Raw genomic sequence first — 19,592 nt, forward strand, 5'->3', positions numbered from 1 at the left:
CTGCAAAAGCGCGCCGCTACAAACACAGTATGTAAGGATATAGGGAGATACACGCCGATGAAGGTGCTCGTGCCAGTCAAGCGCGTGATCGACTATAACGTGAAAGTCCGTGTCAAAGCGGATGGCAGCGGGGTCGATCTGGCGAATGTGAAAATGTCGATGAACCCGTTTGACGAAATCGCGGTGGAAGAGGCCATTCGCCTGAAAGAAGCCGGTGTGGTGTCGGAAATCGTGGCCGTGTCCATCGGGGTGAAACAGGCGCAGGAAACCTTGCGCACAGCGCTTGCAATGGGCGCGGACCGCGCCATCCTTATCGTGGCTGCCGATGATGTGCATACCGATATCGAACCGCTGGCCGTGGCCAAGCTGTTGAAAGGCGTGATTGCCGAAGAAGCGCCGGGGCTGGTGCTGTGTGGCAAACAGGCCATCGACAATGATATGAACGCCACCGGCCAGATGCTGGCAGCGCTGACAGGCTGGGCACAGGCGACATTCGCCTCTGACATCAAGATTGAAGGCGAACACGCGCTGGTCACCCGCGAAGTGGATGGCGGCTTGCAGACCATCAAGGTCACGCTGCCCGCCATCATCAGCGTCGATCTGCGCCTGAACGAGCCGCGCTATGCCTCGCTGCCCAATATCATGAAGGCCAAGAAAAAGCCGCTCGATGAAAAGACGCCTGCCGATTACGGTGTCGATATCAGCCCGCGGCTCAGCGTGGTCAAAACATCTGAACCGGCGGCGCGCGCCGCAGGGGTAAAAGTGGCCTCAGTGGATGAGCTGGTCGCAAAACTCAAAGACGAAGCGGGGGTGATCTGATGGCGGTTCTTCTTCTGGCAGAAGTCACCGATGGCGCGCTGAATATCGATGCAACTTCGAAAGCTGTGACAGCCGCGAAAGCCTTGGGCGATGTGACTGTGCTCTGCGCAGGCGCGTCAGCGTCGGATGCGGCGGCAGATGCCGCCAAGATTGACGGCGTGGCCAAAGTGCTTTGCGCCGAGGATGCCTCGCTTGGGCACAGGCTGGCAGAACCCACGGCGGCGCTGATCGTGTCGCTTGCGGGGGATTACAGCCATATCGTGGCCCCTGCGACCACGGATGCCAAAAACATCCTGCCGCGCGTGGCGGCCCTTCTGGATGTGATGATCCTGTCGGATGTGTCTGGCGTGGTCGATGCGGACACGTTTCAACGCCCGATCTATGCGGGCAATGCCATCCAGACCGTCAAATCAGCGGATGCGACGAAGGTCATCTCCTTCCGCACCTCCAGCTTTGAGGCAGCGGGACAAGGCGGATCTGCAAGCGTCGAGGCGATCAGCGCGGCCGCCAATCCCGGCCTGTCCGATTGGATTGAAGACAAAGTAGCCGCCAGCGACCGGCCAGAGCTGACATCGGCCAAGGTCGTTGTCTCGGGCGGGCGCGGTGTCGGCTCGGAAGATGATTTCAAAATCATCGAAGGGCTGGCCGACAAGCTGGGCGCCGCCGTGGGCGCGTCGCGCGCAGCGGTCGATTCGGGCTATGCGCCGAATGACTGGCAAGTGGGCCAGACCGGCAAGGTGGTGGCCCCGGACCTGTATATCGCCGTGGGGATTTCCGGCGCGATCCAGCATCTGGCAGGTATGAAAGACAGCAAGGTGATCGTTGCGATCAACAAGGACGAAGAAGCACCCATTTTCCAAGTGGCCGATTACGGCCTTGTGGGTGACTTGTTTACACTGGTGCCGGAACTGACCGAAAAGCTGTAAGCGGACGCGTCAATCACAGTCCCAAAGGCAGCCCTGACGGGCTGCCTTTGTCGTTTGTCCTGACATGTCGTGCACCATAGTCCCGGGCTTGACCCGGGACCTCAGGTTTGGCCCAGAGGTCCCGGGTCAAGCCCGGGACTGCGGCGCAGCGTCAGGATGCGAAGCGCGCCTGCCAGCTGGGATAGATGTCACCGGGATACGCTTCGGCCAGATACACCCCCCGCGCAATGGCCCGAGTCAGACAGGTTGCCGCTGCATGCCCGATATCCAGCAGTTCGGACGGACCAGAGACCGCTTTCACCCCGGTTGAGACAGCAAAGACCAGATCACCATCAAAGGGCGTATGTGAAGGCACTATGGCCCGCGCGATCCCGTCATGAGCGGCAATTGCCACGCGGGTCAATTGTGCCTGATCAAGGGCTGCATCTGTCGCCACAATCGCGATGGTCGTCGCCTCTCGGGTGCGTTTCGTCACGGGCACTGCCGCAGCCTTGCCCATGCCAAGCCCGCCGAATTCCGCGCCCTGCTCGAACGGGGCGGCCCAGAATTCCGGCCCCTGCCCCATTGTCACGCATCCCACAGGGTTCACGGCCACCAGCGCGCCCACGCGCACGCCCCCTGCCAGCACCCAAGACGCCGACCCCAGCCCCCCTTTCAGCCGCGCCGTTGTCGCGCCATAGCCCGCCCCCGCGCTGCCCAAGCCGAAATCAACCATTGCACTGTCAAAAGCCGCCCGACCAAGCGCAGAATAAGGGTTTTGCACCCAATCCTTCGCCCCGCCATTTGCCAGATCGAACAGGATCGCCGCAGGCACGATGGGCACACGGGTTGCGCCCACAGCAAAGCCCCGCCCTATTGCGCGCAGTCCGTCCATAACCCCTGACGCCGCATCCAGCCCATAGGCAGACCCGCCCGAGAGCACCAGCGCATCCACCTCTTGCACCAGCCGGTCGGGGGCAAGCAGTTCTGTCTCGCGCGTGCCCGGTGCGCCGCCCATCACATGCAGCCCTGCGCGCAGGGGCGTATCTGCACACAGCACGCTTACCCCGCTGCGTATCGCGCCATCCTGCGCATTGCCCACCCGCAGCCCTGCGACATCTGTGATCAGGTTTCGTGGCCCCGGTGCGCCGTTCATGAACTGCCTTCCATGCCGTCCTCGCGGCGCCACAAGGCCAGCAGATCGCCCGCATTTTGCGCGGCCGCCCCACTAAGGGTCAGGTAATGCACATCCGCCCCAACCATTGCCGCCTGACGCCAGACACGTTGGGCGCGCTGTCCGCTTTCACCCCCCTCGCCGAACACGGCCTGCACCGCATCCGCCGCCGAGGCCAGCGCCACCGCCAGTTCCAGCGCGGGCGCCTCGGGCCATTGCGCGGCCAGCTGGGCGGGCAGCGCATCCAGCATCTGCGCCGGATCGCAGATGGACTGCGCCGCACTCTCGATCATCGCATCCAGCCGCGCCACGCTCATCTGGCCGCAGCGCTGCTTTGGACGCGCACAAGTCGGGCGCGACTGTCCTGGCTGATATGCATATGACAAACCGCTCCAAGCCCGAAAAGACCGATGGCATAGGTAAAACCCCCACAGTCATATACAGCACACTTAAGTGGCGCAACTCCCCTTGCGGTGCGCGCCTTTGCCGAAACATCGGCAATTTTCGGAAAATTCCTGACGATTTCAATTGTGAAACTTGTTCCAAGATGGGAAAAAGCGCCGCGAAGATATAGGTAAAGGGCAGCACCACTGCCGCCCAGGCATGTTCAACCAAAGGAGCCCGACCCCAAAGATGGCGGATCATTCGGACCCCAATGCGCCGTGGAAAACTGTTTCCGGTATCGGCACTTCGGCCATAACAGCGCTGCTGTTCGTGTTTTTCCTGCAATACCTGCCCGGGGTCGCCGCAGGCGACCCGGTGCGCTGGGTGATTCCATGGATACCCAGCCTTGATGTCAATCTGACCTTCTGGATAGACGGCCTTAGCCTGATGTTTGCGCTGCTGATCACCGGCATTGGCGCGATGGTCATGCTATATGCGGCGAAATATCTGGCAGGCCACCCGCAATATGACCGTTTCGCGCTGTATCTGTTCAGCTTCATGCTGTCCATGCTGGGGCTGGTGCTGGCGGATAACCTGATCGCGCTGTTCGTGTTCTGGGAACTGACGACCTTCACCTCTTACCTGTTGATCGGGTTTTCGCATACCGACCCGAAATCGCGGCGCAATGCGCTGCAGGCGCTTTTGCTGACTGCGGCGGGCGGGTTGGCCCTGCTGGCGGGTCTGATCATGCTGGGGATCACGCAAGGTACGTTCGAGATGTCGCAGATCAATGCGGCAGGCAGTCTGGAAGGGCAGCGTTTTTATCTGCTGATCCTGATTCTCGTGCTTTGTGGGGCCTTTACCAAATCGGCGCAGGTGCCGTTCCATTTCTGGTTGCCCAATGCAATGGCTGCCCCCACGCCGGTTTCGGCCTATCTGCACTCGGCCACAATGGTGAAAGCGGGCGTCTATCTGCTGGCGCGCATGCATCCGTCGCTGTCGGGCAGTGATGTCTGGATCTGGACATTGTCGATTTTTGGCGCGGTCACGGCGGTGTTTGCCTCTTTCATGGCGCTGCGCCAGACTGACCTGAAACAGACGCTGGCCTATACCACGCTGATGGCGCTTGGCACGCTGGTCATGTTCCTTGCAGGCTCTACCGGCTACGCGATCACAGCCGCCATGACCTTCTTGCTGGTGCATTCGCTGTATAAAGCGGGCTTGTTCCTGACCATCGGCATTATCGACCACAGCACCGGCACGCGCGATGCAAACCTGCTGGGCGGTCTGGCCAAGGCCATGCCGATCACGGCTGTCGCTGCGGCGCTGGCGGGGCTGGCCATGGCAGGCATTCCACCATTTTTGGGCTTTATCGCCAAGGAAGTTGCCTATGCGGGTGCCTTGGAAGCGCGGCTTCTGGTCTTTGTGGTGCCAATGGCGCTTGTGGCCTTTGCGCTGATGTTCGCGGTCGCGGGCATTGTCGCCTATAAGCCGTTCTTCGGCCCGCAAGGCAAACTGCCGCATGCCCCGCATGAAGGGCCTTGGCCCATGCTGCTTGGGCCGGTTGTGCTTGGGGTTCTGGGGCTGGCCTTTGGTCTGCTGCCGGGCTTGAGTGCCTATTACCTGATCGAACCTGCCGTGGCCGCCGTAATGGGTGCCCCTGACTCTGGCGGGCGGGTCAAGCTGTGGGCCGGGTTCAACATGCCCCTGCTGCTAAGCCTTGTGACCTTTGCTTTGGGCTTTGTGCTGTATCTCAAGCATCAGTCGCTGCGCGGCCTGCTTGCGCGGATCGAGGCGCGCGGGCCAAATCTGGATGCAGGCTGGGATGTGTTTCTGGACAAGTTCATGGCGCTGGCCAAAGGGCAGACCAAGCTGATCCAGACAGGGGTTCTGCGCCAGTATATGTTCGCCACCTTTGCTGTCTTTGCCACCACTGTTCTGGTCACGCTGCTGACGCGCAATGTGGGCGGCATTTCGCTGGGCTTTGCAGGGCTTGGCTTCATGGAATGGGGTGTGGCCGCGCTGATCGTGGCGGGCACTGTGCTGGTCTTGCAGACCTCGTCGCGCATTGTGGCACTTGTGGCGCTGGGGGTTGTGGGCATTGGTGTCGCGCTGATCTTCATCATGTATTCCGCACCCGATGTGGCCATAACGCAGCTGCTGGTGGAATTGCTGGTGGTGGTGTTGCTGGCGCTGGCCTTCCTGAAAATGCCGCATCTGGACCCTAGCGGCACGCAAACCCACAGCTTTGCCAATGCAGCCCTTGCGGCCACAGTCGGCGTGCTGACCACTATTGTGGTGTTGCTGGTGGTCGATCAACCCTTTGACCGCCGCCTGACCGAGTTCTTCGAGGCCACAAGCTGGACCGAAGCCTTCGGGCGCAATATCGTTAACGTTATCCTTGTGGACTTCCGCACGCTGGATACGTTCGGCGAGATTGCAGTGGTTCTGATCGCAGCACTCGGGGCGTTTGCGCTGCTGAAAGGCGCGACCAAGGCCCGCGCCGCGAAAGGAGATCGGAAATGAATTCCATCATCTTCACCGCTGCGGCCCGTCTGCTTGTCGCGCTGTTATTCGTGTTCTCGCTGTTCATGCTGCTGCGCGGGCACCATCTGCCCGGTGGCGGCTTTATCGGCGGGCTGATCGGGGCTGTGGCCTTCATTGTCTATTCACTGGCCACTGGCCCGGCAGAGGCGCGGCTTGCGCTGCGCATCTCGCCCGAAGTCATCGCCATGATTGGGCTTGGCATTGCGCTGCTTGCGGGCCTGTTCTCGTTCTTCATGGGCGATCCGTTCTTTACCGGCCAATGGTATTGGGTCGGCGGCGACAGCTACGAGACGGCGGCCTTCTCGATCAACACTGTGCTGGTGTTCGATATCGGGGTCTATCTGGTGGTTCTGGGCGGTATCCTGTCGCTTACCTACGCATTCGAGGAGGAGACCTGAGATGGAAGCCCTCACTGCAATCGTGATCGGCGTTCTGACAGCCGCTTCGGTCTATCTGATGCTGGCACGCAATTTCATGCGCTTTCTGTTTGGCATGATCCTGCTGTCCAACGCGGTCAACCTGACGATCTTCGCCTCTGGACGCATGACCAAGGGCGCACCGGCGCTGGTGCCTTATGGCGAAGACGGGCCATTGGGCGTGGTGGGCAATGCCCTGCCCCAAGCGCTTGTTCTGACTGCCATTGTTATCGGGTTCGGCCTGCTGGCCTTTACCCTTGCGCTGGTGTTTGAAGGGTATCGGCGCATGAATTCAGTCGATACTGACGAGATGCGTTTTGCAGAACCCAAGGAGGATACGACGAAATGAGTTGGGTTCTTGTACTGCCCATCGCCGTGCCCTTTGCCACGGCGGTGGTGGCCTATCTTGCGCGCAATTACCCCGCAGGGCGCTGGATTTCACTTGCAGGTTCTGCCCTGTCACTGGTGGTGTCCGCAATCCTTATGGTTGCGGTGCTCAATGAAGGCGTGATCGCGGCGCAAATGTCGAATTGGAACGCGCCTTTCGGGATCACGCTGGTTGCGGATTACCTCAGCGCGGTCATGGTTGTGATCACCGCCATAACCGGCTTGGCCACGGCCATCTATGCGCTGGGTGAAATCCCGGAAGAGACGGAATCTCTGGGCTTCTACGCGCTGTTCCAAGTGCTGATCGCGGGTGTGACAGGCGCGTTCCTGACAGGCGATTTGTTCAACTTGTATGTCTGGTTCGAGGTGATGCTGATCGCGTCCTTCTCGCTGCTGGTCATTGGCGGCGGGAAAGAGCGGCTGGATGCAGGCATCAAATATGTCGCTCTGAACCTTGTCTCGACCCTGATCTTCCTGTCGGGCATCGGGCTTTTGTACGGGGTCACAGGCACGCTGAACATGGCCGATCTGCGCCAAGCCGTTGCCAATGCCGAAAACCAAGGGCTGATTACAGTTATCGCCATGATGTTCATGGTGGGTTTCGGGGTGAAAGCGGCGGTGTTTCCGTTGTTTTTCTGGCTGCCCGCGTCTTACCATACGCCATATTTCACCATCTCGGCGGTGTTTGCCGGGCTGCTGACCAAGGTGGGCGTCTATGCCATGATGCGCATGTTCACGCTTGTGTTTGTGGGCGATGTGGGCTTCACACATGAAATCCTGATCTGGGTGTCACTGCTGACCATGTTCACGGGCGTTATCGGTGCGGCTGCACAATCCGACTTCCGCAAAATCCTGTCCTTCCACATCATCAGCCAGATCGGCTATATGACATTGGGGCTGGCGCTGTTCACACCGCTGGCACTGATGGGGGGCGTGTTCTATCTGGTGCACCACATCATTGTGAAAGCAAACCTGTTCTTTGTCGCGGGTCTGGCCAAGCAATATGCAGGCAGCACAGACCTGAACAAGATTGGCGGGCTTTACAAATCCTCGCCGCTATTGGCCGCGCTGTTCATCATCCCCGCCTTCTCGCTGGCGGGTTTCCCGCCGCTCTCGGGGTTTTGGGCGAAATACCTGATCGTCAAGGCCGCGCTGGAAATTGACGCATGGTTCATCGCTTTCGTGTCGCTGCTGGTGGGCTTGCTGACCATCTTCTCGATGACGAAAATCTGGGGCATGGCGTTCTGGAAACCACACCCCGACGGGATAGACCCGACACCCGACCGCGCACCCGCGCGCGTGACGCGTGCCATGATGATCCCCATCATCGGGCTTGCGGCCATGACCATCCTGATCGGTTTCTACCCTGAACCCTTTGTGCAATTCGCGCAAACGGCGGCGCAACAGTTGCTGGACCCAACCGATTATGTCACCACAGTGCTGGGGGTGCAGCCATGAACGGGCTATTGCTTAACCTGCTGCTGGCCTTTGCATGGGCCGCGATGACCGCCGATTTCAGCTTTGTGTCATTCGCCACAGGGGCTGTTCTGGGCTTCTTCGCGCTATGGATATCGCAACCCCTGACGGGGATAGATGCGATGTATTTCAAGCGCTTCTGGCGGTCGGTCTATCTGGGGCTGTTCTTTATCTGGGAATTGCTGCTATCCTCGATCAAGGTCGCTTGGGACGTAATCCGCCCCGTACCCCAGAACAAACCGGCGCTGATCGAAGTGCCGCTATCTGTCAAATCAGATTTTGAAATCCTGCTGCTGACCAACCTCATCTCGCTGACACCGGGCACATTAAGCGTCGATGTGACCGAGGATCGAGAGACACTGATCGTGCACGCCATGTTCGGCGATGACGCCGAGGAGATTACGCGCGACATCAAAACAGGGTTCGAGCGGCTGATCATGGGAGTATTCGAGAAATGACGGGATCTGCCTTTCTCACTTTCGCAACACAACTGTCCTTGCTGCTGATCCTGTTGGGGTTGGCGGTGGCCTTCGTGCGCCTTGCCAAAGGGCCTTCGCTGGCCGACCGTGTTGTGGCGCTTGACATGATGACAGTCACAATCATTTCATTCTGCGGCGTCTATGCCGTGTTCATGGACGAGCCATCCTTTCTGGACGTGGCCATCGTTCTGGCGCTGGTGGGCTTTTTGGCGACAGTCGCGCTGGCCCGCTATGCCGAACGCCAGTTCGACATAGACAAAACCGCGCAGAAACATGCCAAGCAAGAAGGGCAAGACACATGATCGACGTTATCGTAGGTCTGTTTCTGATCTCGGGCGCGGCATTCGTGCTGATCGCTGCAATCGGCATCGTGCGCCTGCCCGATTTGCTGACCCGCATGCATGCCTCAACCAAAGCAGGGACATTGGGCGCGCTGCTGGTGCTGGTGGGGCTGGCGTTTCACCAAGGGTCTGGCGAAGTTGTCAGCAAGGTTGTGGCCACATCGCTGTTTCTGCTGCTGACCGCGCCCATCGCGGCCCATATGATTGGCCGCGCCCATGCGCGCGTCATGCGCAAGCTGAAATATAACGACCCGAAAGACAGCTAACCACGCGCGCCTCAGGCAGCGGGGCGCGCGTTATCCAAGGTTGCATTGCGGGCGTGGTGCAGCGTTTTGAAATGCGCCAGTTCCGCCTGTGTCCATGCCGTTATGTCCCAAGTGCTGGCGCAGCGCCGCAAGGCCGCCATGCGCGACGCGGCCTCTTCATGGTCCATTGCCAATGCCTGATCCAGTGCCGCATCCATCGAGGCATGCGAGAAGGGATTGACCGGAATCGCCCCGTCCAGCAACACCGCACAGCCCGCAAATTCCGAGAGTATCAGCACACCGGGGCGTGTCAGGTCTTGCGCGGCGCAGAATTCTGACGCCACAAGGTTCAACCCATCCGCCAGCGGCGTGATCGAGGCAACATCCGCCGCCGCGTAATAGGCCACCAACTGCGCCAGCGGAATCGCCTGCGAAATCAGCGCGACTGGTTGCCATTCCAGACTGCCATAGGTGCCATTGATCCGCCCGGTCAGCGATTCAATCTTTTCCTGAATCTCGGCATAAGCCGTCATCGCGCGATTGGCCCCGACCGAGACCAGCATCAAGCGCACTTTGCCATGCAGATCGCGCCTGCGTTCCAGCAGCCGCGCGAAAGCTTCAAGCTGCTCGATATTGCCCTTGGTGTAATCTGTGCGCGAGACGGACAGGATCAATTTGCACCCGCCCATCTCGCGGCGGATCGCGTCATATCGCGCGCGCACCTCCCCTTCTTGGGACAGTTGCTCGATATACTCGAAATTCACCCCCACAGGCCGCGTGTGAATACTGATCTCGTTGCCATAATGGCGCAGCGTCAGGGGCATGCGCCGGTCATTCAGCGCGCCGCCCGCAGCGGCAAGGGTGGTTGGGGTGGCGCATTCCTCGACCAGTTGCGCGCCTGTCAGGCTGCGCACCACGGCGGCGAAATTCTGCGCATAGCGCGGAATATGAAACCCCACAGAATCGCAAGCCAGCAAACTGTCAATAATCTCGCCCCGCCACGGCAACACGTTGAACATATCGGGGCCGGGAAACGGGGTGTGGTGGAAAAAACAGATCGTCGCATGCGGCTTGAGCTGGCGCAGATAGCCGGGCACCAACCACAGGTTATAATCGTGAATCCAGATCACAGCATCATCAGTGGCCTGTTCGGCGGCAGCTTCGGCAAAGGCCCAGTTGACCGACCGGAAGGCAGGCCAGTCCACGGGGTCGTAATTATACCGTTCCTTGAACCCGTGCAAAATCGGCCAGAACGCTTCTTTTGAAGTGACATGGTAGAAACTGCGCACCTGTTCTGCCGTCAAAGGCAGGCGGCTGACATCATAAGTGCCGTAGCTGTCCGAAATCTCGATCACCGGCTCGAAACCGGGGGAAGAAGTGTCCTCTGCCTCTTTCCATGCCACCCAAGCCCCGCGTTTGGCCTTGCCCAGAAACCCTTTCAGCGTGGGAACGATCCCGTTCGGGCTGGAATTTTCGCGGTATTCAACGCCCGCCTCTGTCTCGACTTCTTCATATGGCTGACGGTGATACACGATCACAAGGTCGGATTTCATGCCCACTCCTTTGGAATTGTCGGGAAAAGCGCATGTGCGCGGATAGCCTCCAGAATACCGCCAGCCCCGAAGGCACGGCAGTGATAGGCCAATGGCAAACCCGCAGTTTGGGCCAGCAGCTCCACCTCTGCCCCGCCAACCACAGCACCATGCAGGCCGGTCTGGAACATGGACAGATCATTCAACGTGTCGCCCGCCACCAGCACCCGCGCGCGCGGCAGTTTCAGATGGTCAATCAGGCGCAACAGCGATGGCCCCTTGCTGACACCTTTCGGCAAGATATCGACAAAACACCCGTGCGAGATCAGAATATCCACATCCACGCCATCCAGCACATGCAACGCCTCTGCATTGAAGCGGTCATCATACTGATAGGACAGGCGGTGCCGGAAAGATGTTGGCTGCATCCACAGCCCGCGCACCCCTGCAAGGCGCGTGCGCACCAGATCGGCCTTGCCGTGCCAGCGCCGCACGATCGGGGCTTCCAATGCCGCGATGGGGTGCACACGGCCATTTTCAAACCGCGCAATCGTCGTGCCAACATCGCTGATCACATATTCTGGCGCAGGCACACTGCCATCGGCACAAAGTTGGGCTATAAATTCCGGGTCGCGCCCACTGACAAAGACAAGGCGCACCGCCGGGTGCTGGTCACGCAGCCACTGATACAGCGCGCGCCGATCCGCTTCTGCCCCCCCAAGAAAGGTTCCGTCAAGATCGGTTGCCAGCACCATTTCGCACTCTGGTGCATGTTTTGAAAACTCGGACAGACTATCCATAGCCCAAGGCTAGCGGGTGCAGGGCCAAAGGCAAAGCCGCACAGGCAAGACGCGCGTTTAAAACCAGCAAAATAAAAAACCGCCCATTTTTTGGGCGGCTTGATGTCTTTTCACACAGATTAGGTGTGGTCCCGGCCTTAAGCCAGCGCGATATTGCTCGCGGATTCGCGGCCATCACGGCTTTTTTCCAGATCGAAAGTCACTTTCTGACCATCGTCCAGACCACGCAGGCCCGCACGCTCGACAGCAGAGATGTGAACAAACACGTCTTTTGAACCGCCTTCGGGCTGGATAAAGCCGTAACCCTTGGTGGCGTTAAACCATTTCACTGTGCCATTGGCCATTGTGAAGTCTCCTGTCTAAACGCTGCCCACACAATGCGGCAGCCCGGCTCAGTCAGTGCAAGATCGAAAGGACTGTGGCCTCGGACAGAGAACAGTGGTCGATAGTGGTAACGTCGCATTGAAATCATGCCTGTTTCCCTGCAATTTTGCAAGAGCAAACACAGTTCACAATTTTGAAATGCGTGCGCCCATGTCCAGCATACGGCAGGAAAATGCCCATTCATTGTCATACCATCCCATGACGCGCAGCATGCCTGCCTCGGTCATCTGCGTCTCTGGCAGGGCCATGACAATGCTCTCGGGGCGCGCGCGCAGATCGGTGGAAACAAGGGGCCGGTTTGTCCAGCCGATAACGCCGCCCGCATGTTGCAAAGCATGGTTAACCTCGTCCACCGTGACGGGTTTGGTAAGCATCACACATAAATCAACCGCCGAGACAGAGGCCGTGGGCACACGGACCGCAGCCCCCAGCAAGCGGCCGCGCAGGTCTGGCAGAACCCGTTCGACAAGACGCTGCGCACTGGTCGTCGTGGGCACCATCGACAACCCCGCAGCACGAGAGCGCGCAGGGTCACCGCGCGGCGCATCCACCGTGGGCTGGCTGCCGGTGTAGCAATGCACAGTTGTCATGAACCCTGTCTCGATACCCCAAGTCTGGTGCAACAGCCGCGCCAGCGGCGCAAGCGCGTTGGTCGTGCAAGATGCGTTCGAGATAAGCCGGTGCCCGGCATCAAGCCGCGCGTCATTGGCCCCGATCACCAGCGTGACTTCCGCCGCATCCGACGGGCCAGAAATCAGCACACGCCCTGCCCCCGCCTGCAAGCCGCGCTGCGCAACCTCACTGCTGTCTGCGCGGCCGGTGCATTCCATCACCAGATCAATATCTGACAAATCGAGCTGCGACAGATCTGCCGCATGGCTTAACCGCAAGCGGCGTCCGGCCACACACAGGCTTTCGCCATCCAGACGCACCTCGCCGCGAAAAGGGCCAAAAACGCTGTCATATTCAAACAGATAAGCGCAATCTTCGGGCGATGCGATGTCATTCACCGCCACAATCTCCACCTCTGGCCAGCCGCCTTGCAACCATGCGCGCAAAACTGTCCTTCCGATCCGGCCAAAGCCGTTAATGGCGACTCGCTGCATCGTTACTCCCCTCCCCAGTGGTCCAGCGCGCACAAGGACCGATTTTGGCAGCATGTGCAAGCTTATGCAGCGCAGGACCACAAGATCAAGAATCTCCCGAGTGTTTTAGTTGGTCTTTACTTTTCCAAGTAAAATACTCATATTTAGTCGAACAGAGCCAGCGAATCAGCCAGCGCGCCACGCCACTCATCGATGGAGATACTTATGAACGCCATGACCGCGCCTTCGCTTATGCAGCCTGCCGCAAACACGCCTCCGGTTCATGATGCCTATAGCCTGACCAAAGGCGGCGGGATGGCGCAAATTCTGCTTGATGGAAAAATCTATCAATTGCGGATCACACGGGCGGGCAAGCTTATCCTGACGAAATAAGTCGGGCACAGGGTTCGGCGCTATTCAAGCGCCCCCATTTCCGCGCGGCGCAGGTCAAGCGGCCGGCCTTGTGCGAACTGGTATCGCGTCGGCTCAGCCACCCAAACGCGACCAGAACGTAGCGCGTGGCACAGGGTGGCCCGCACCCTGCGCACCTTATGCTTTGCCAAGAAACCCGGCTCATTCCCGCAGCCCGACCACTGCCGCGCTGTCCACAACATGCCCCCCTTCCACAACCAACATCACTTGGCCCGCATCGCTGCGCGCTTCCAGAATGCGGGAATATGCCAGCACGGGCTTTGTCCCGATCTTCGCCCCCTCGCGGAAGCCATCCATTTCGATGCTGTAATATCCGGTTTTAGGGCCGCCCATGCTCTGATGCGGCGGCTCGAACATGATTTCAGGTGCAGTCAGGTCCACCCCATAGCGCGCAACCTCCGCGCCAGAGAGGTCGCGCAGCACAAGTTCCGCACGCTCTGCCCCTTCAATTCTGGGCGGCACCAGTTTCAGCGGTGTGCCATCAAGGAATTTCGGCGCAGGCGTCAAGGCATCGCGCCCAACCCAATTGGCCAGTTCCGACAAGCCCAACCTGTCTGTCAAATGCACCAGCAGATCATTTGTTCTAACCTGTTGTTCCACCCCGGAAAAAGTTGCCAGTTGCACCGCGAAATCTGACGCTGCAATCGGTTCCAGCGGGTTTTGGTTTTGCATTTGCGCGGTCAGCATGCGCAGGAAAGTTTGAAAATCGCTCGATATGCCCGAAGCCTTTGCCGCGGGCGGTCTGGTTTCTGCGGCACCCGGCCTGTCAGGCATATTCGGGTAAATAGGCATTGTCATAACGAATTTCCCTTTTGAAATAGCGCGGTCATTACAGAAAGCCGCCGCGCCGTACTGGCATGGCTTGCGCACCCGCCCGTGTAGCCCCTAGCCCCGCAAGCATGCTGAATGGCTGGCGAAATGTGGTCTTCAATCAGGCGTAAGCGCGCAGATCTCCGCCACTGCTCAGACACGAATATCCATCCCTTTTTCCCCATATCCATGCTGCACCTGGGTCAGGGGCATGGGTGCAAGCAGGCTGTCAACCGGCGGGCTGGCCGCTTCCCTTGCCCCCCCGGCTTGCGCATGCTGCCCCGAATTCTGGCCGTGCGAAAAAGACAAGTCGAGGTGCTGATACCCCATATCCCGCAAAGACTTTTCAAAATCGGACGCAAATTTTCGCATCAGCTCAAGCGTTTCTGCGCGCTCTGCTGTGATAAGAACCTGCATGCCCGCCTCTGTCGTGTTCAGGGAAATTTGCACTTTCCCCAACTCTACCGGCGCAAGCTGTATCTGATAAGACCGCTGTGTTGCGTTGCGCATTCCTTCTGCCACTTGCGCCCATACAAAGGGTGCCAAGCGGTCCCCCAGCGGGCCATGCGTTTTTACAAACAGCGTATCCGCATTCTGCGCGCTGGCTGGTCTGAATGTCGGGTGTTCACTGCCGGGCCTGTCGAAGGGTGACAAGTCCCCCCCACCCTCTGAAGGGCCGTAACCCGCAATCGATGCTGCGCGCACCCCCCCAAGGGCCACGACCGTCTGTCCGGGTGTCCCCCCATGCTGCAAACGCGCGTCAAATCCGGTTTGTCCGAACGCCAAAGGGGGCGCCGCGCCAGTGGCTTCAGCTAAGGGCACAGAAAATACTGTCCTGTACGGCGCAAGACCTGGACCTTTCTTTTGCGCCAAGCCCGCGTCACCGGTGCTGGCGCGCGGCCCTGTCAGCCCATCGCTGCCATGCGCCTCGGTGCTGTGCACAGCCCTTTGCACTGGCGCGAACACAGGGGCGCGCGTCTTTGGCTTTGTCAGTACGGGCGCATCGGCGGCGCGTTGGGGCTGATCCGCCAACCTCAAAACGCCCCCCCACGGCCCCTCTGGCAAGGCGCGGGCCGTTGCCTGCAGAGGTGTCACCGCGCCCCCCCCCTCAAGCCCATCGGGCACCTGCACATCTGCCCGTTCAACAGGCGCATAGACCGGCTGACCCCTTGCATACAGATCATAACCCTGACCCGCATCCAGATCAGGCGGGCCAGCCACGGCCCCCTTTGCCCCGACTTCGCGTGACTTCGCGTCAGGCATTTCAGTATCCGCGCTGCCTTGCACCCGCTGCACTGGGTTGTGCCCAGCCCCTTGCGCACCGGACTTAGGCGCAGGCGATACACGCAGTTCAAGCGCCGGATCATCCGTTTCCTCGCCCGCGCGCATCGGGGGTGCTGCGGCGTGAACTGTTGGCGGCCCCCCTCCCTCAGAATGACAGGCAGCACCATCCAAGACTTCCCCGTCAGCCGCGATACCCGCCCCCACCACTGACTGGCGTATTGGGAGAGAGACCCCGACAGGCCCATCGGGCGAGAGATACCCCGCATCCGCGCCTTGGGCGGGGGGGGCGAGGCGTATTAGCTCAACCGGCGCGCTGGCAGCCCCAACAGCTTTAGGGCGCGGTGCAAAGCCCGATGCGCCAGTGATTTCGGGCGTCTGCAACACAGGCGCATCCCGTGCCTGATTGTCATGCAGGCGGGCCAAAGCCCCGCTAGGACCGCCTGCCTGCGTCTGGGCAATGGCGTTTTCACTGTGCCAAAACTCCAGAAAAGTCATGTGTGCCTCTGGCATATCGGCCTGTGGCGCACCCTGTTTTGCAGCGAAATATCGTAGATCAGCCAGAATGACTGCAAGTTGTTCAGACATTGGAAACCCGTGCCTTCTCTCAATTTCTTTCATTATGCGCCCAATTGCTTACCGAATCTTTACCGAAGCCGCTGATTCTGGGGGAAGCAGAACAAAATGGATAAACGCACATGCATATATCACCCGCCCCCCTTCACGCGGCCCCTGCCGTGCCAGCCCCATCGCGCCCGACCGCCCTTGCGCATGCCGCACAGGAGTTTGAAGCGGCTATTCTGACCGAAGTTTTGCTTGCAGCCGGTGCGGGCAAAACCGAAACGCAATTCGCCGGCGGCATTGGGGAAGATCAGTTCGCGTCGCTTTTGGTGAATGCACAGGCGCGCGCCATGTCTGCGGCGGGCGGAATTGGGCTTGCGGAAATCGTGCTGCGTGGGCTTTTGGCGCAGGACACGCCGGAGCAGGCACCATGACGGCCCCGACCACACAGTTGCACGCGCTTCTGAAAGAGGAAGAGGCCGCAGTGCTTTCAGGCAAATATGACCAGCTTGAAGCTTTGGCACAGGCAAAACAGCGCGCGGTTCAGGCGCTGGACACGGCAACCTTGCCGCGCGCCATGCTGCGGTCCCTGCACGACAGGCTCAGGCGAAACGCAGCGCTTTTGGGGGCCGCCGCGCAAGGGGTGCAGGATGCAAAAGCCGCGCTGGCACAGCTGCGCGCAGGGCAGCAAACCCATCTCTATCATCAGGACGGAACAAGCAAAACAATGCAGCCCATAGCAAACCGATTGGAGCATAAAGCCTAACAACCCTTAACCAACAGCTTCAAAAACGGACTATTGCGGCAAATAAATCTTCGGCGTTCAGTTTCTGTAAATCAGTTGATGTGACACTGAGAGCCAACAGCAAGAACGCTGACACCGCGCTCCAAAAGATCGCACTATCCTGCAGAATGCAGCCATCCGCACCCCAAACAGGTGCTCTCTTTACCTGTGCAAAACGCACAAAACGAAAGGCTAATTCATGTCAAGCATTCTGACAAACTCCGGCGCGATGGTCGCCCTGCAAACTATGCGCGGGATCAACAAGAACATGGCGCAAACCCAGAACGAAATCTCGACAGGCAAATCGGTTGCCACCGCGCGGGACAATGCCTCCACTTGGGCAATCTCGAAGGTCATGGAATCCGATGTAGCCGGTTTCAAGGGCATTTCGGAGAGTCTGGCCCTGGGCAAGGCGACAGTGGGCGTTGCCTCGGCCGCCGCCGAACAGATCGTCAGCGAATTGAACGGCATCAAGCAATTGATCGTCGCGGCACAAAGCGAGAATGTCGATCATGCCAAAATTCAGGACGATATTGCCGAACGGACAGCACAAATCGCATCAATCGTCGCAGGTGCGCAATTCAATGGGGCAAATCTACTCGCAACCGATGTCGATGGAAATGGCGCGACCAGCTTTGGTGTTCTGGCCTCGCTTGACCGTGTCGGCGCTGGCGCGCCAACCGCCTCCATGATCACTGTCGATACGGTCGATTTCGAGGCAGATCTCGATCTGGTAGCCGATCTGACCGCGATTACAGACACAGCAACAGCCGCAACCGCGCTGGGGGAAATTGAAACCTTCATTCAGACAGCAGTGGCCGGGGCGGCTGCACTTGGCGCATCAGCCAGCCGGATCGACAGCCAAAGCGAATTTGTCTCGAAGCTGACCGACTCGATGACTGCGGGCATCGGTGCATTGGTCGATGCAGATATGGAAGCGACATCGGCGCGCCTTCAGGCGCTGCAAGTCCAGCAGCAGCTTGCCATGCAATCGCTTTCGATTGCAAACCAGCAGCCCCAGAATATTCTGGCCCTGTTCCGCTAATTCAGCAAGCCGCGAGCCTTGTTTTGCCAAGGCTCGCGGCCCTTTGGCCTCTAGCATCGAAAGGGTCCGGCAATGAACGCGCAAAGTTTGGCGAGCGCAGCCTATGGGCAAGCAAACACTGCCCAAAAAACGCCGCGTGCGGCAGAATATGATGTGATTGCCCGCATCACATCCAGATTGCGAACCGCTGTTGAAACCAGCCCCCGAAACTTTGCCATGCTGGCCGAAGCCATGCATGAAAACAGCAGGCTCTGGACAGAATTCGCCATCGATCTTGCGGGAACTGGCAATGGGTTGCCCCAAACCTTGCGTGTGCAATTGCTGCAAATCGCACAATTCACGTTGCGCCACACAGACAAGGTGCTGTCTGGTCAGGAAGACCCCGCAGTTCTGGTCGATATCAATCTTGCCATTCTTCGCGGCCTGTCGGGCAAGGGAGACGCACCATGACTGGGCTTGTCATCCGCCTTGCGCCACGCGAACGCGTGCTGTTGAACGGCGCTGTTATCGAAAACGGCGACAAGCGCGCCAGCCTGTCTATCAAAACGCCCAACGCCCATGTGCTGCGCTTGCGCGATGCGATCCGCCCTGAACAGGCGAACACCCCTGTCCGGCGCACATGCTATCTGGCGCAGCTTATCCTTGCCGGTGATGCACAACCAGAGGACACGATCACCCCGCTGATCCGCGCCATTGAACAGTTAAGTCAGGTTTTCAGGGACCAAGACAGCCGCCAGCTTTTGCGCAACGCCTCTGAAACTGCGGTGAAAGGAGAGTATTACCAGACCCTGAAATTCCTGCGCCTGCTTTTGCCCCGCGAGGAGCGGCTGTTTGCGGTGCGCCCGTCATGAGCTTTCAGCCGGTTTTGCCCCTATCGGGCTTGGGCGGCTGGGCCTTTCTGACCCGCACGCGGGCACGGCAGGAGGCCAGCTTCAACGCATCCCCGCCGATCCAGCGCGATGTCGACTATTTTCGCCAGAAATTCGCGGAGATCCAAAGCGCAGAACAGCTGGTCGCGGATCGTCGCGTGCTGCGCGTGGCTTTGGGCGCATTCGGTCTGCAAGATGATCTGGATAATCGCGCCTTCATCCGCCAGATTATCGAAGGGGGAACAGATGAGCGCACAGCCCTGGCCAACCGTCTGGCGGATAAACGTTATTTCGCGCTCTCCAGCGCGCTGGCGCATTTGGCAGGCCCAGATGCACGCGCCGCCCCGCCAGATCTCGCCGAGCGGCTGAGTGCCAGCTATCAGGGCCGCGCGTTTGAAATTTCAGTGGGGGACCAAGATCAGACATTCAGGCTTGCGCTAAGTTTACAGCGCGAATTGCCCCAGCTGACCGAGAGTTTTTCAACCGATGCCGCGCGATGGTATGCAGCCCTTGGCAACCCGCCCTTGCGAAAAATCCTTGAAACCAGTCTGGGGTTGCCAAAAGAATTCGGCCTGCTTGATATCGATGAACAGGCCGCACGCATGAAAACGGCCATGCGCAAACGTTTCGGCACCTCGGACCTGTTGGAGATGTCAGGGGCCAAGCAGTTGGAAAAGCTGACGCAAAGATTTTTGATCATGTCACAAGTGCAGGACATCCAATCCGGCATGACCGCAAGCAGCACGGCCTTGTTTCTGTTGCAAAACAGTGCAGCCATTCCGCGATGAGGGGTGACCGCGCATACAGGGCTGCAGGGGCCTGGCACGGGGGGCGCG

General features: G+C 59.4%; 24 protein-coding genes. 16 read left to right on the forward strand and 8 right to left on the reverse strand.

From position 1 onward, the window contains the following. Window positions 1-57: 57 nt before the first annotated feature. Together BG455_RS13300 and BG455_RS13305 are read left to right on the forward strand one after the other, a co-directional pair. Window positions 58-819 carry an electron transfer flavoprotein subunit beta/FixA family protein gene (locus BG455_RS13300; RefSeq protein WP_071470464.1) on the forward strand — a complete coding sequence of 254 codons (762 nt, stop codon included), beginning with the start codon at window positions 58-60 and terminating at the stop codon, window positions 817-819. Beyond that, on the forward strand, window positions 819-1,745 hold the full coding sequence (locus BG455_RS13305; RefSeq protein WP_071470465.1) for an electron transfer flavoprotein subunit alpha/FixB family protein: 927 nt from the start codon (window positions 819-821) through the stop codon (window positions 1,743-1,745). Before BG455_RS13300 ends, BG455_RS13305 begins: the two co-directional genes overlap by 1 nt. 151 nt (window positions 1,746-1,896) lie before the next feature. Here BG455_RS13305 and BG455_RS13310 read toward each other — a convergent pair whose 3' ends face one another. Together BG455_RS13310 and BG455_RS13315 are read right to left on the reverse strand one after the other, a co-directional pair. Then, window positions 1,897-2,880: a P1 family peptidase gene (locus BG455_RS13310; protein ID WP_071470466.1), complete on the reverse strand. Its 984-nt coding sequence runs from the start codon at window positions 2,878-2,880 to the stop codon at window positions 1,897-1,899. Further along, window positions 2,877-3,215 (reverse strand): hypothetical protein, encoded by a 339-nt coding sequence (locus BG455_RS13315; protein ID WP_071470467.1) that lies wholly within the window; start codon window positions 3,213-3,215, stop codon window positions 2,877-2,879. Before BG455_RS13315 ends, BG455_RS13310 begins: the two co-directional genes overlap by 4 nt. Window positions 3,216-3,531: 316 nt before the next feature. Here BG455_RS13315 and mbhE point away from each other — a divergent pair, with 316 nt between their 5' ends. Genes mbhE through mnhG form a run of 7 tightly spaced genes read left to right on the forward strand, consistent with a single transcriptional unit; the run spans window position 3,532 to window position 9,194 of the window. Next, the gene (gene mbhE / locus BG455_RS13320) at window positions 3,532-5,808 is read left to right on the forward strand and encodes a hydrogen gas-evolving membrane-bound hydrogenase subunit E (protein WP_071470468.1); all 2,277 of its coding nucleotides are present in this window, start codon (window positions 3,532-3,534) and stop codon (window positions 5,806-5,808) included. Beyond that, complete coding sequence (locus BG455_RS13325; RefSeq protein ID WP_071470469.1) at window positions 5,805-6,227, forward strand: MnhB domain-containing protein; 423 nt, start codon at window positions 5,805-5,807, stop codon at window positions 6,225-6,227. The genes mbhE and BG455_RS13325 overlap by 4 nt, the downstream gene beginning before the upstream one ends. Window position 6,228: 1 nt before the next feature. After that, window positions 6,229-6,594, forward strand: a complete 366-nt coding sequence (locus BG455_RS13330; RefSeq protein ID WP_071470470.1) for a Na+/H+ antiporter subunit C — start codon at window positions 6,229-6,231, stop codon at window positions 6,592-6,594. Further along, window positions 6,591-8,090, forward strand: a complete 1,500-nt coding sequence (locus BG455_RS13335; protein WP_071470471.1) for a Na+/H+ antiporter subunit D — start codon at window positions 6,591-6,593, stop codon at window positions 8,088-8,090. The genes BG455_RS13330 and BG455_RS13335 overlap by 4 nt, the downstream gene beginning before the upstream one ends. Further along, window positions 8,087-8,566 carry a Na+/H+ antiporter subunit E gene (locus BG455_RS13340; protein WP_071470472.1) on the forward strand — a complete coding sequence of 160 codons (480 nt, stop codon included), beginning with the start codon at window positions 8,087-8,089 and terminating at the stop codon, window positions 8,564-8,566. Before BG455_RS13335 ends, BG455_RS13340 begins: the two co-directional genes overlap by 4 nt. Beyond that, window positions 8,563-8,889: an MrpF/PhaF family protein gene (locus tag BG455_RS13345; RefSeq protein ID WP_071470473.1), complete on the forward strand. Its 327-nt coding sequence runs from the start codon at window positions 8,563-8,565 to the stop codon at window positions 8,887-8,889. Before BG455_RS13340 ends, BG455_RS13345 begins: the two co-directional genes overlap by 4 nt. Next, the gene (gene mnhG, locus BG455_RS13350) at window positions 8,886-9,194 is read left to right on the forward strand and encodes a monovalent cation/H(+) antiporter subunit G (protein WP_071470474.1); all 309 of its coding nucleotides are present in this window, start codon (window positions 8,886-8,888) and stop codon (window positions 9,192-9,194) included. The genes BG455_RS13345 and mnhG overlap by 4 nt, the downstream gene beginning before the upstream one ends. 11 nt (window positions 9,195-9,205) lie before the next feature. Here the strand turns inward: mnhG and ggpS are convergent, their stop codons facing one another. The 4 genes from ggpS to BG455_RS13370 form a co-directional block, all read right to left on the reverse strand. Then, window positions 9,206-10,726 (reverse strand): glucosylglycerol-phosphate synthase, encoded by a 1,521-nt coding sequence (gene ggpS, locus BG455_RS13355; protein WP_071470475.1) that lies wholly within the window; start codon window positions 10,724-10,726, stop codon window positions 9,206-9,208. Beyond that, window positions 10,723-11,505: an HAD-IIB family hydrolase gene (locus BG455_RS13360; RefSeq protein ID WP_071470476.1), complete on the reverse strand. Its 783-nt coding sequence runs from the start codon at window positions 11,503-11,505 to the stop codon at window positions 10,723-10,725. Before BG455_RS13360 ends, ggpS begins: the two co-directional genes overlap by 4 nt. A gap of 137 nt (window positions 11,506-11,642) precedes the next feature. Next, complete coding sequence (locus tag BG455_RS13365; protein ID WP_071470477.1) at window positions 11,643-11,849, reverse strand: cold-shock protein; 207 nt, start codon at window positions 11,847-11,849, stop codon at window positions 11,643-11,645. A 165-nt stretch (window positions 11,850-12,014) separates the two neighbouring features. After that, window positions 12,015-12,995, reverse strand: coding sequence for a type I glyceraldehyde-3-phosphate dehydrogenase (locus tag BG455_RS13370; protein WP_071470478.1), 981 nt, complete (start codon window positions 12,993-12,995; stop codon window positions 12,015-12,017). A 204-nt stretch (window positions 12,996-13,199) separates the two neighbouring features. On the opposite strand from BG455_RS13370, the gene hemP reads away from it, so the two are divergent. After that, the gene (gene hemP, locus BG455_RS13375) at window positions 13,200-13,367 is read left to right on the forward strand and encodes a hemin uptake protein HemP (protein ID WP_071470479.1); all 168 of its coding nucleotides are present in this window, start codon (window positions 13,200-13,202) and stop codon (window positions 13,365-13,367) included. Window positions 13,368-13,547: 180 nt separating this feature from the next. On the opposite strand, the gene BG455_RS13380 is transcribed toward hemP, so the two are convergent. Beyond that, window positions 13,548-14,204 (reverse strand): flagellar hook capping FlgD N-terminal domain-containing protein, encoded by a 657-nt coding sequence (locus BG455_RS13380; RefSeq protein WP_084386406.1) that lies wholly within the window; start codon window positions 14,202-14,204, stop codon window positions 13,548-13,550. A 165-nt stretch (window positions 14,205-14,369) separates the two neighbouring features. Next, a complete protein-coding gene (locus BG455_RS13385) occupies window positions 14,370-16,085 on the reverse strand; it encodes a flagellar hook-length control protein FliK (RefSeq protein WP_071470480.1) in 1,716 nt (571 codons plus the stop codon). Window positions 16,086-16,195: 110 nt separating this feature from the next. On the opposite strand from BG455_RS13385, the gene BG455_RS13390 reads away from it, so the two are divergent. The 6 genes from BG455_RS13390 (at window position 16,196) to BG455_RS13415 (ending at window position 19,544) form a co-directional block, all read left to right on the forward strand. Then, on the forward strand, window positions 16,196-16,492 hold the full coding sequence (locus BG455_RS13390; protein WP_071470481.1) for a rod-binding protein: 297 nt from the start codon (window positions 16,196-16,198) through the stop codon (window positions 16,490-16,492). Beyond that, a complete protein-coding gene (locus BG455_RS13395; protein ID WP_071470482.1) occupies window positions 16,489-16,824 on the forward strand; it encodes a hypothetical protein in 336 nt (111 codons plus the stop codon). The genes BG455_RS13390 and BG455_RS13395 overlap by 4 nt, the downstream gene beginning before the upstream one ends. A 217-nt stretch (window positions 16,825-17,041) precedes the next feature. Next, the gene (locus BG455_RS13400) at window positions 17,042-17,887 is read left to right on the forward strand and encodes a flagellin N-terminal helical domain-containing protein (protein ID WP_071470483.1); all 846 of its coding nucleotides are present in this window, start codon (window positions 17,042-17,044) and stop codon (window positions 17,885-17,887) included. A gap of 72 nt (window positions 17,888-17,959) precedes the next feature. Then, the gene (flaF, locus tag BG455_RS13405) at window positions 17,960-18,337 is read left to right on the forward strand and encodes a flagellar biosynthesis regulator FlaF (protein ID WP_071470484.1); all 378 of its coding nucleotides are present in this window, start codon (window positions 17,960-17,962) and stop codon (window positions 18,335-18,337) included. After that, window positions 18,334-18,738, forward strand: a complete 405-nt coding sequence (gene flbT, locus BG455_RS13410) for a flagellar biosynthesis repressor FlbT (protein ID WP_071470485.1) — start codon at window positions 18,334-18,336, stop codon at window positions 18,736-18,738. The genes flaF and flbT overlap by 4 nt, the downstream gene beginning before the upstream one ends. Continuing rightward, on the forward strand, window positions 18,735-19,544 hold the full coding sequence (locus BG455_RS13415; protein WP_071470486.1) for a DUF1217 domain-containing protein: 810 nt from the start codon (window positions 18,735-18,737) through the stop codon (window positions 19,542-19,544). Before flbT ends, BG455_RS13415 begins: the two co-directional genes overlap by 4 nt. The last annotated feature ends 48 nt before the right edge of the window (window positions 19,545-19,592 follow it).

The sequence above is a fragment of the Roseinatronobacter thiooxidans genome, assembly GCF_001870675.1.
GTDB lineage: Bacteria > Pseudomonadota > Alphaproteobacteria > Rhodobacterales > Rhodobacteraceae > Roseinatronobacter > Roseinatronobacter thiooxidans.

Coding starts and splice junctions, on each gene's coding strand:
- BG455_RS13330 (WP_071470470.1), top strand. CDS start 6,229: ATGGAAGCCCTCACTGCAATCGTGATCGGCGTTCTGACAGCCGCTTCG.
- BG455_RS13340 (WP_071470472.1), top strand. CDS start 8,087: ATGAACGGGCTATTGCTTAACCTGCTGCTGGCCTTTGCATGGGCCGCG.
- BG455_RS13345 (WP_071470473.1), top strand. CDS start 8,563: ATGACGGGATCTGCCTTTCTCACTTTCGCAACACAACTGTCCTTGCTG.
- BG455_RS13310 (WP_071470466.1), bottom strand. CDS start 2,880: ATGAACGGCGCACCGGGGCCACGAAACCTGATCACAGATGTCGCAGGG.
- BG455_RS13380 (WP_084386406.1), bottom strand. CDS start 14,204: ATGACAATGCCTATTTACCCGAATATGCCTGACAGGCCGGGTGCCGCA.
- BG455_RS13360 (WP_071470476.1), bottom strand. CDS start 11,505: ATGGATAGTCTGTCCGAGTTTTCAAAACATGCACCAGAGTGCGAAATG.
- flbT (WP_071470485.1), top strand. CDS start 18,334: ATGACTGGGCTTGTCATCCGCCTTGCGCCACGCGAACGCGTGCTGTTG.
- BG455_RS13390 (WP_071470481.1), top strand. CDS start 16,196: ATGCATATATCACCCGCCCCCCTTCACGCGGCCCCTGCCGTGCCAGCC.
- BG455_RS13385 (WP_071470480.1), bottom strand. CDS start 16,085: ATGTCTGAACAACTTGCAGTCATTCTGGCTGATCTACGATATTTCGCT.
- flaF (WP_071470484.1), top strand. CDS start 17,960: ATGAACGCGCAAAGTTTGGCGAGCGCAGCCTATGGGCAAGCAAACACT.
- BG455_RS13370 (WP_071470478.1), bottom strand. CDS start 12,995: ATGCAGCGAGTCGCCATTAACGGCTTTGGCCGGATCGGAAGGACAGTT.
- BG455_RS13365 (WP_071470477.1), bottom strand. CDS start 11,849: ATGGCCAATGGCACAGTGAAATGGTTTAACGCCACCAAGGGTTACGGC.
- BG455_RS13415 (WP_071470486.1), top strand. CDS start 18,735: ATGAGCTTTCAGCCGGTTTTGCCCCTATCGGGCTTGGGCGGCTGGGCC.
- BG455_RS13335 (WP_071470471.1), top strand. CDS start 6,591: ATGAGTTGGGTTCTTGTACTGCCCATCGCCGTGCCCTTTGCCACGGCG.
- mnhG (WP_071470474.1), top strand. CDS start 8,886: ATGATCGACGTTATCGTAGGTCTGTTTCTGATCTCGGGCGCGGCATTC.
- BG455_RS13400 (WP_071470483.1), top strand. CDS start 17,042: ATGTCAAGCATTCTGACAAACTCCGGCGCGATGGTCGCCCTGCAAACT.
- BG455_RS13300 (WP_071470464.1), top strand. CDS start 58: ATGAAGGTGCTCGTGCCAGTCAAGCGCGTGATCGACTATAACGTGAAA.
- BG455_RS13395 (WP_071470482.1), top strand. CDS start 16,489: ATGACGGCCCCGACCACACAGTTGCACGCGCTTCTGAAAGAGGAAGAG.
- ggpS (WP_071470475.1), bottom strand. CDS start 10,726: ATGAAATCCGACCTTGTGATCGTGTATCACCGTCAGCCATATGAAGAA.
- BG455_RS13315 (WP_071470467.1), bottom strand. CDS start 3,215: ATGAGCGTGGCGCGGCTGGATGCGATGATCGAGAGTGCGGCGCAGTCC.
- mbhE (WP_071470468.1), top strand. CDS start 3,532: ATGGCGGATCATTCGGACCCCAATGCGCCGTGGAAAACTGTTTCCGGT.
- BG455_RS13305 (WP_071470465.1), top strand. CDS start 819: ATGGCGGTTCTTCTTCTGGCAGAAGTCACCGATGGCGCGCTGAATATC.
- BG455_RS13325 (WP_071470469.1), top strand. CDS start 5,805: ATGAATTCCATCATCTTCACCGCTGCGGCCCGTCTGCTTGTCGCGCTG.
- hemP (WP_071470479.1), top strand. CDS start 13,200: ATGAACGCCATGACCGCGCCTTCGCTTATGCAGCCTGCCGCAAACACG.